This window comes from Terriglobales bacterium, assembly GCA_035487355.1.
In the GTDB taxonomy this organism is placed as follows: domain Bacteria; phylum Acidobacteriota; class Terriglobia; order Terriglobales; family Acidobacteriaceae; genus QIAW01.
Map to the genome: position 1 here is coordinate 22,052 of DATHMF010000103.1, position 9,538 is coordinate 31,589.

The window sequence follows — 9,538 nt, forward strand, 5'->3', positions numbered from 1 at the left end:
CACGCATCGGCCAATGCGTGAAAACTTAAATTTTCACATCAATGAAATGCTTTTTTGTCTTATCCGGATATTTGTGAGCCCAGAGAATGAATAAGTTTTCATTTTTTCTAAGGGTATCAACTGTTTTCAAATCGCAGAGAAGCAATGGCCTTATAAAAGTCTAAAAGGAGTCAAGAATGTCCCGATTGACACATGGTCTAACGTTGTTTCTGTTTCTCTTTCTGATTTCCGCAACCCTGCCGGTACTGGCGCAGGTTTCACAGCCAAGTACTTCAGACAGCGGAATGGATGCCCAACAACCTCAACCCGAACAGGGGCCTGCAAATCCGGCTCTCGCTCTCCCTGGCCATATCAGGCATCATGGTGTTCCCTGGCGAAATCCCAATGGGCCTATAGCATTCGCGGCGCCCGCCGGTGCACATCTGACCTACTTTGGGGGGCCGGTGATTTCGAACGTTCATGTCGTGGAGGTCTTGTACGGAAGCGGTGCATACCTCCCCCAGGTGAGTCAGACGGCGACGCCCAGCATTGCCAGCTTTTTCAGCGATCTCACCGGCAGCAGCGGATATGTCACTTTGCTCAGCCAGTACGACACGCCCGCTTCGGGTGGTACCAATCAAACCATTGGCAGTGGCACCTTCGACGGACTATTTCAGATTGTTCCCTCAGCAGCCAACAGTGGCTCCACGGTTGACGATACGCAAATCCAAGCAGAGCTTCTGGCCCAGATCAATGCAGGCCACCTTCCCGCACCGCTGCTTGATTCCGCAGGCAACGTGAATACCATTTACATGATCTACTTCCCGCCAGGAGTTACCATCACGCAAGGTGGATCTTCAAGCTGCGTAGGCGGCGGTTTCTGCGCTTATCACGGCACCACATCCAATACTCTGAACATGAAGAATGTCCTTTATGGGGTGCTCCCCGACATGCAGGCCGGCAGTGGCTGCGACGTGGGATGCGGCTCATCCTCCACGTTCGGCAATTACACCTCGGTGACCAGCCATGAACTGACGGAAGCGATCACCGACGCCGATGTCGGTATCGCAACCACCTTTGCCGCCCCGCTTGCCTGGTATGACATGACCAACGGCGAAATCGGCGACATCTGCAACGCTCAGCAGGGTTCCTACACCGCCAACGGTACCGCGTACACAATCCAGTTGGAATTTTCCAATTCCGCGAATAATTGCGTCTTGCCGCCGGCCTCAGCTACGCCTAACTTTTCGCTCTCTGCTTCACCTTCCAGCTTGACCATTACGCAAGGCAGCAGCGGGAGCAGCACGATTACCGTTACGCCTTCGAACGGATTCTCAGGAAGCGTGAGCTTGTCGGCGTCAGGTTTGCCGGCGGGCGTTAGCGCCAGCTTCGGAACCAATCCAACCACCTCGACCAGTGCTGTGACGTTCACTGCGAGTTCCACAGCGGCCACTGGAACTGCGTCGGTAACCATCACAGGGACCTCCGGCTCACTCACTCACAACACCACGATCTCGCTCACGGTGAATGCGTCGTCAACTCCCGACTTCTCGCTCTCCGCCTCGCCTGCGAGCTTAACGGTCAAGCAGGGCACCAGCGGCAGCAGCACGATCACGGTAAACCCGTCGGGTGGCTTCACCGGATCGGTAACGCTGTCTAACTCCGCTCTGCCCAGCGGCGTGACGGCTTCGTTCGGAACCAATCCAACCACATCCACCAGCGTTCTGACCTTCACAGCCAGCAGCACCGCTACCACCGGGACCAGCACCATCACGGTCACGGGAACATCAGGATCGCTGACCCACACGACAACCGTATCGCTGACCATCAGCTCGGCCGCGGCGCAGCAGCTCATTGTCAATCCCGGCTTTGAGAACGGGACCGCTCCGTGGAGTCTGACTGCCGGCGTGCTTAACAACTCCTCGCAAGAACCGCCTCACAGCGGAGCATGGGATGCCTGGCTCGACGGTTACGGTACCACCCATCAGGATACGGCCACTCAGACGGTGACCATTCCGTCGTCTGCAACCACCGCGACGTTGAGTTTCTGGCTGCACATTGACACCGCGGAAACCACAACCACAAGTATGTTTGACACTCTCCGTATCCAGGTGTTGAACAGTTCGAACACCGTGCTGGCGACGCTGGGAGTGTTCTCCAACCTGAATCATGCTGCCGGATACCAGCAGCACTCCTTCAGTATGAGCAATTTCAAGGGGCAGACTGTCAAGATCCGCTTCCTTGGCATGGAGGATTCAAGCCTGCAAACCTCATTCGTGATTGACGACGTAGCGTTAAACGTCCAATAGCGTGTGAGCAAATCGTGAATCGTCCGGGGCCGGCAATAGGCCCCGGTTTTTTTGTTCGCCGGATGCCCCGACAAACCGGGGTGCCCCATTCGCGCGAAGCGCGTGTGGGGTTTTGTCTTTAAATCCGTGCTCATCCGTGCTGGAATTTTCAGATGAGCGTATTCTTCCGGATACTCTATGCCAAACCGTTCACACAAGGCGGCCACATCGTGAAGATCACTGTCCCGAATATCAATACAATAGATTGAGACGACACACAGGAGGAAAAATCCATGGCCGACTCAGTAGTGGAAGCCCTGATCCTCGATCTCCTTGAGTGGCTGGCAATACGCGAGAGGAGCTACGAAGAAGTGATGGACGCCTGGCGCACATCATGTCCCAAACTCCCGGTTTGGGAAGATGCCAATGATCGTGGACTTGTCATGAGGGATGAAGCCAACGGACGCTGTGTCGTTAGGACTACATCATCCGGCCGCGCCTTACTTGAGCAGCGCAGACCTCTCCAAGCCTCAGCTAACCGCCAATATGCACCATTGTCCGCGAAGGAGGAATGAAATCCGCTTCGCCAATGTGGTGGCGAGCTTCTTTTTTCTGGATTACGGATTCAATAAAAGCGGCCAGTTGTTCGTCGGAGGCGCCACGCTGCATCTGGCCGACGAGGTCGTGGTCAAAGAGGGAAAAGAGGCAGGTGCGGATCTTGCCGTCGGAGGTCAGGCGCACGCGGCTACAGTGTCCGCAAAAAGGATGCGAAACGGGAGCGATGATGCCGATCTCTCCCACTCCGTCGTCGAAGCGATAACGGCGCGCGGTCTCGCTGTAACCGTTCGGGATTTCCACCAGCGGACGAAATTCCTTCATGCGTTCCAGAATTTCATCGAGCGTGACCACGATCTGCGGCGACCAGACGCGGTCTTCCTCGAGCGGCATGAATTCGATGAAGCGCAGCACTACGCCTTCGTCACGGGCGAACTTGCCGAAGGCGACAATCTGGTCGTCGTTGAATCCGCGCAGCAGAACGCAATTCACCTTCACCGGATCGAGTCCGGCTTTTTTTGCAGAACGGATGCCGGCCAGTACATTGTCGAATCCATTCGACACACGCGTAATGCGCGCGAACTTCGCCGGATCAACCGCGTCCATGCTCACGGTCACGCGGCGCAATCCAGCGTCTTTGAGCGGCTGCGCCAAGTCTGCCAGCAGGTGGCCGTTGGTAGTGATGGCGGTGTCAATGGTCTCGCCTTTGTGTTCACCGTGCTGAATGCGAAGCTGCGCCACCTGGCGAACGAAATCGGTGAGATGCGGGCGCAGCAGCGGCTCACCGCCGGTGATGCGGATTTTTTCAACTCCCAAATCCACAAAAATACGGGCCAGCCGCAGGTAATCGGCGAGCGGCAACTCCGCATAGAGTGCGCCTTCGTTGCCGGTGCGGCAATAAACGCACTTGTAGTTGCAGCGGTCGGTGACCGAGATGCGCAGGTCGGTAATGGCGCGTCCGAATTTGTCGGTCAATCGCATAAGAAGAAGCTGCTGGCTCCTGCCGCGAAAGTAAGAAGGAGGAAATAGGAAGTACGAAGTAAAATTCAGGCCGCAATCAAACGCCTACTTCGAACTTCTTGCTCCGTACTTCTTACTTCATGAGCAGAAGCTAGGAGCTTTTTCAATGGAAGGAAACATCGCTGGCAGGTGTAAAACACATGGCCAAGACACAGACGATGGTTTCCTTTCCAAAAAAGCAACGGGAGGCGCAAGGTTTCCCTTTACACCCTTGGAGTTCGGCAACACAACCTCGCGGGCTGCAAGCTGAACTCACCGCCACCGCAGCCCTGGTATGCCGTAGGCCGCGGCGGTCGGAAACATCAGTTCAATTATAGATGCACAAAGGCGGGAAGGGAGACACTCTATTTAACGACGACAGCTTACGGCGTCGAGGCCTTGGGTTGGCGGTTGATCTCGCTCAGCAGTCCCTTCATGCGGGTTTCCAGAATCACCTGCCGGATGCGGGGCCGATCGAGCGGCGGCCACATTTCACTGATGGTCTTCCAGGCGTCCTGACCGCGTCCGCCATAGAGGTAGTTGAGGGCAATTTCCAGGATCGCGGCCTTGGCGCGCAGCAGTTGGATCTCCTTAGGGTCGCGCGGATCTCCGCTTCCCCCGCCTCCTCCGCCATGCCCGCCGCCGGGTTTGTTGGAGTCATCGCCCTCGACTTTGACCATGTCTTCCACGACGCTGCGCGGAAGTCCATCGCGGGCCTGGGTAATCTCGCGCTGATAGTCATCCCAGAACAGGTTGCTGACGTTGTAGATGTTGGCGCCCTTCATGCGAAAAAACACCAGCGGCGTAGGAGAATCAGCATGCGCAAAGTTTTCCACGCCGTCAAAAGCGTTGTCGCGCCCCCAGATTTCAACTTTGCCGTCGCCCAGGCGGTCTTCAAAGGTCAGAGGAACGGAGGTCGTAATCTGGCGCAGCAGCCCCGGGGGATCTCCTAACGACACGATGTAGTAATTCCAGCAACACTCGTCTTTCTTGGGATGCGACTCAATCACGGCATCGGGTTTGTCGTCGGCGTTGATGTCTTTGCCCGAAACCTGGTTCACCTCCATCTCATAACCATAGGCTTCGAACACAGACTTCTGGTCGCTGGAAGTAATGGTGGCGTGGCACTGCCCGGCGTGCGCGTCATCGGTGGCAGGCGAAAGCTGCGCCACATATCCGCCGGGAAGCTGTTGGCTGTATTCGCCCGATCCACCGGAACAGTTACGCACCGCAGCCGAAGCCAGCGGGGCCGTTATGGCCAAACAGACTAGGAAAAATAGGGGTTTCATTGCGCCCACTATTGTAGTGCAGTTTTGGATGGGAAGTCAGGTCGATCTTTCAGCTGAACATGTTTGCAGTTTCAAGCGTAGCATTCATCCGCACCCAGCTCTTTGCTGAATTCGATTGTGGGACTTGCACGCTTTTTCCAGATTGTCATCCTGAGCCGCGTTTTATGCGGCGAAGCATCTGGCGGTTTGCCGGCAGCACCATGCTAGTGGGGTAACCTTCATGGCATCTACATCCCATCATAATTCGGCCCGCCGCCACCCTCAGGCGGGACCCATGTGATGATTTCGTAGGGATCCATGATGTCGCAGGTCTTGCAGTGCACGCAGTTTGAAGGATTCAAGTGGATCTGCTTGCCGCTGGGTGTGTCGTTGGCTTCAATCATTTCATATACATTCGCCGGACAAAAATTCTGGCAGGGGTTGCCGAACTCGGTCACGCAACGGGTGTTACAGATATTTGTGTCGTGAATGACCAGATGTGCGGGCTGGTCTTCTTCGTGTTTGGTGCCGGAGTGGTAGAGATCGGTCAGCTTATCGAAGCTGAACTCGCCATCGCCTTTCGCCCTGCCCAGGAGGTGGGCGCGCGCGCCGCCATCCACGGGAAGCTCAGCCAGATGCTTCATGCGCGTGTGCCCGGGATGCGACGGATAACGCGCATACAAGCCTCTGCCGCCCGAGAGCTGTTGCAGGGCGGTGTGAAAGATGCCATGCAACATGCCGCGCTCGAATCCCTGATGGAAGTTGCGCACCTCCCAAAGCTCGTCTTTAATCCAACTGTGCTCCACGCTTACCGGATAGCGTTGCAATACCGAGGAAGAAAAATCAGAATTCTTCATGGCAGCGAACGCAGTCTCGGCGGCCAGCATGCCGCTCTTAATGGCGAGATGAATTCCCTTGAGGCGCTGTGAGTTCAGGAAGCCGGCGGAGTCGCCGATGATCATCCATCCATCGCCGGCCAGCGGTGGCAGTGACCACCAGCCGCCGTAGGGCAGCGACTTGGCGCCGTAGCGGATCATCTTTCCTCCGGCCAGCAGCTCTTTTACAAACGGATGCTGCTTGAGCTCCTGCAACACACGCTGCGGATCGAGCCGCGGGTCTTCGTAGTCGAGGCCGGTGACAAAGCCGAGAGAAACGATGTTGTCTTTGCCGCCGTAGATCCACGCCCCGCCATATTCTTTTGTGGTCAGCGGCCAGCCCAGGGTGTATATGACCTCGCCAGCTGCAATGCGTCCCGAGGGAACTTCCCAGAGTTCTTTTACGCCCACACCATAAGTCTGCGGATTGCTGTTGCGGTAGAGGTCGAGCCTTCCCGCAAGCTGTTTGGTCAGCGATCCCCGCCCACCCTCGGCCAGCACGGTAATCTTGGCGCGCAGGTCGTAGCCAGGTTCGAAATTCGATTTAGGATGTCCGGTCTTATCCACGCCTTTGTCGTCAGTACGCAAGCCGGTGACGCGATTGCCGTTAAAAAGCAACTCGGAGCCGGCGAACCCGGTGAAGATGGTGATGCCTGCCTGCTCGACTTTTTCTCCCAGCCACTTCACGAACTTGTTGATGGAAATGACATAGTTGCCGTGGTCCTGCAGCGGCGGAGGCGTGAGCGGGAGGTGCATAGCCTGCTTTTGCGTCAGGAAATACATTCCCTCTTTGTTGACTGTGGCATCAATCGGGGCTTCGTTCTCAAAACCGGGCAAAAGCTCCTGCATGGAGCGCGGATCAAGCAGCGCTCCCGAGAGACAGTGCTGGCCCACTTCGCGCGCCTTTTCCAGCACATAAATGTTTTCCTTGGATATAGCCGCCTGGGGAAAGCGCGCGTTATGGGCATCAATCAGTTGCGAGAGACGCAGCGCGCAGGCCATGCCGGCGGGCCCTCCACCGACGATAACCACGTCAGCTTCCATCTTCGGACGTTCAATACCTTCCAAGGGTTTGCGGAAAACGATCATGAGTTCGGCTCCCTTCGCTGCGTATCAACCAGGAGGAAACTGTAAAGGATAAACGATTGACAGGAGATTTGCCTGCTATTTGGTAACTGAGCTGTTTTGATCCAGGATAGAACCGGGAGGTTCTTTTCGGAAGAACTGAATCAGCAGCGAGGCAACGCCGCCTATCAACAGAAAAATTGCAGGAAGCCCTAAAAAAGTCGCTGTAACTATGCCCCAAGCTAACCCAGCGCCTGCAGCTTCATCTGTTTTTTGTGGTGCGAAGACACGGTAGAGAAAATCAATTACAAACACGCCTCCTATGACAATTCCAATTAGTCCGAAGGCTAGAGCAAACGGTTTCCACCATGTTTCGCGGTCTATCATGCTGTATCTGCTGCTTTCAGCTCCGATTATCTCACCAATCCAAACTCCCAAACCACAGCCTAACTAATCGCGATTTGATCTTGAATAGGCAACCGGGGTGCCCCACACACGCTCTTTTGCGTGTGTGGGATATGTTTCTCTGTGCCTCTGTGTCTCTGTGGTGAACTATCTTAACGTGCTGAGTTATCTTAACCGCGCCGCCGGATGGCCAGCAAAGTCAGATCGTCCCCGCGTGGGTCAGTGGCGGCGAAGGCGCGCAGGTCGTCAAGGCAAGCAGCGATCAGCTCGGCGGGAGGCCGCGCAGCTTGCTGGCGTACCAGGCGCGTGACTCGGTCAACGCCGTATTCGTTGTCTGCGCTGCCGGCTTCCGAAAGGCCGTCGGTGTAGAGAAAGAGGGTGTCGCCGGCTTCCAGTTGCAGGCGCGTGGCCGAGAACTCGCCTTCGTGGAACATCCCCAGCGGCAAACCGGTGGATTCAATGCGCAGCACGCCGCCGCGCCCGACGACGATTACCGGCCAGTGGCCGGCGTTATGGATTTCCACCTCCCCGTTGGGTTTAGCTTGCCCACACACTAGCGTGGCGTACTGCCCGGCCAGCACGCTTTCACAGAAGACGCGGTTGGCCTGGGTGACGATCTGGCCGAGCGGCAGGTTCATAGAGGTCAAGCTGCGGAACAAGGCGTGGAGCTGCGTCATCAGCATGCAGGCGGCCACGCCTTTGCCCGAGACGTCGCCCAGCGCGAAAAAAAGCTGCCCATCGGAGGGGATCAAGTCGCAGTAGTCGCCGCTGACGGGACCGACAGGCGCGTAATGATAGCTGGTCTCCCAGCCACCGGCGCACAGGCCTGCTTGCGGTAACAGATTGCGCTGCACCTCGGTGGCCAGGTCGAGATCGCGCTGCAACGCGGCCAGTTGCGGTTCGGTCAGGTGGTCCAGGCAGTAGCGCACCAGCGGATCGGCCAGCAGGCGGTCCTGCTCGATCGTTTCGTGACACTCTTCACACACGCCGTAGCTGCCTTCGGCCATGCGTTCCAGCGCCGAATCCACTTCGCGCAGCAGACCGCTCAGGCTCCCATTCGGCGGTGCCAGAGCAATCGCCGCTTCCAGGCGGCGCTTGCGCTCCTCCAGTTGATTGTGCAGGAAAGTAATCTCTAGCGTGACCATGATAACCTCCGCGGCTGTTTAAGGTAGTTGCTATTAGACTCTGACGGCCCTGTTTTCGATGCGTAATTTCTAGGATCATGCGAGCCTTTCAGGCCCGCGTTGAGATGCAAAACAAGTGGGCTTCAGTGGTGCCGCGTGGATACACCAACTCTGGAATTGCTCTTAGGGCTTCCACAGCGAAAAAAGGGTACCAATCTGGTATCAAACTCTTGGGTTTTGAGCAATGTCAGGTTACGCTGATTTGTTGTGTGTTTACGCATTCCAGAATGCGGGGGCTCGCGCCCCAGAGATCTTTGAAAATCTATGAAAGCAGTAAGTTAGATTCCACAATTGCTGCTACCGTGGAAGAGTGGGCCTTTCAGGCCCATGTTGAGACGCCCCCTAAGTGGGCTTCAGCCCCGGTGCCGGGTGGGTACACCAATTCTGGAATTGCTCTAGAAGGTTGGAGCCGAGGTCCACAAGCGCCGAAGTTAGGGAATAAAGCAAACCACACTAGCAGCTAGTATCGATTATTGGGCCCGCATATCTTTGAATAGTAAAGACTTACGGCAATCGAGACTGGCTGTGCAAGTGGGGTGCCTGAAAAAAGCTCCAATCTCTCAGAATGCAGACGCTCGTGTTATCGGGTAACTCGAAACTGCTCCTACAACCCGAAACTTGCTCGACAAAGCAAACCACACTACCAGCTTGTGTCGCCTGTTACGCCTGTATGTCTCTGAATAGTAAAGATTTATGGTAGTCGAGACTAGCTGTGCAAGTGGGGTACCTGAAAACAGCTCTAATCCATCAGATGCAGAGAGGACGCTTGAACCGGGCAACTCGAAACTTGAAACAGGAAACTCGAAACTGCTTCTACGTTTTTGCCTTCTTGACCTCTTCAATCAACGGAGGAACGATGTCGAACAGATTTCCGACAACACCGTAATCGGCGATCTCGAAGATAGGCGCTTCAGCATCTT

At 56.0% G+C, this 9,538-nt stretch carries 6 protein-coding genes and 1 riboswitch; of the genes, 1 reads left to right on the forward strand and 5 read right to left on the reverse strand.

Annotated features, from left to right (window positions below; translation table 11 throughout):
- The first annotated feature begins 176 nt into the window (after window positions 1-176).
- Window positions 177-2,288 (forward strand): hypothetical protein, encoded by a 2,112-nt coding sequence (locus tag VK738_18380; GenBank protein HTD24630.1) that lies wholly within the window; start codon window positions 177-179, stop codon window positions 2,286-2,288.
- Window positions 2,289-2,801: 513 nt separating this feature from the next.
- On the opposite strand, the gene moaA is transcribed toward VK738_18380, so the two are convergent.
- From moaA to VK738_18405, 5 genes are all read right to left on the reverse strand, one after another.
- On the reverse strand, window positions 2,802-3,803 hold the full coding sequence (gene moaA, locus VK738_18385) for a GTP 3',8-cyclase MoaA (GenBank protein ID HTD24631.1): 1,002 nt from the start codon (window positions 3,801-3,803) through the stop codon (window positions 2,802-2,804).
- A 186-nt stretch (window positions 3,804-3,989) separates the two neighbouring features.
- Window positions 3,990-4,153: riboswitch (molybdenum cofactor riboswitch) on the reverse strand.
- A 51-nt stretch (window positions 4,154-4,204) separates the two neighbouring features.
- Complete coding sequence (locus tag VK738_18390) at window positions 4,205-5,110, reverse strand: hypothetical protein (GenBank protein HTD24632.1); 906 nt, start codon at window positions 5,108-5,110, stop codon at window positions 4,205-4,207.
- Window positions 5,111-5,337: 227 nt separating this feature from the next.
- The gene (locus VK738_18395; protein HTD24633.1) at window positions 5,338-7,053 is read right to left on the reverse strand and encodes an electron transfer flavoprotein-ubiquinone oxidoreductase; all 1,716 of its coding nucleotides are present in this window, start codon (window positions 7,051-7,053) and stop codon (window positions 5,338-5,340) included.
- A 75-nt stretch (window positions 7,054-7,128) separates the two neighbouring features.
- Window positions 7,129-7,416: a hypothetical protein gene (locus VK738_18400; protein ID HTD24634.1), complete on the reverse strand. Its 288-nt coding sequence runs from the start codon at window positions 7,414-7,416 to the stop codon at window positions 7,129-7,131.
- Between the two features lie 188 nt (window positions 7,417-7,604).
- Window positions 7,605-8,579, reverse strand: a complete 975-nt coding sequence (locus VK738_18405) for a SpoIIE family protein phosphatase (protein HTD24635.1) — start codon at window positions 8,577-8,579, stop codon at window positions 7,605-7,607.
- Between the last annotated feature and the right edge of the window lie 959 nt (window positions 8,580-9,538).

Bases quoted from the DNA above. Each gene is read 5' to 3' on its own strand.
- VK738_18405 (HTD24635.1), bottom strand. From the start codon at position 8,579: ATGGTCACGCTAGAGATTACTTTCCTGCACAATCAACTGGAGGAGCGC.
- moaA (HTD24631.1), bottom strand. From the start codon at position 3,803: ATGCGATTGACCGACAAATTCGGACGCGCCATTACCGACCTGCGCATC.
- VK738_18395 (HTD24633.1), bottom strand. From the start codon at position 7,053: ATGATCGTTTTCCGCAAACCCTTGGAAGGTATTGAACGTCCGAAGATG.
- VK738_18380 (HTD24630.1), top strand. From the start codon at position 177: ATGTCCCGATTGACACATGGTCTAACGTTGTTTCTGTTTCTCTTTCTG.
- VK738_18390 (HTD24632.1), bottom strand. From the start codon at position 5,110: ATGAAACCCCTATTTTTCCTAGTCTGTTTGGCCATAACGGCCCCGCTG.
- VK738_18400 (HTD24634.1), bottom strand. From the start codon at position 7,416: ATGATAGACCGCGAAACATGGTGGAAACCGTTTGCTCTAGCCTTCGGA.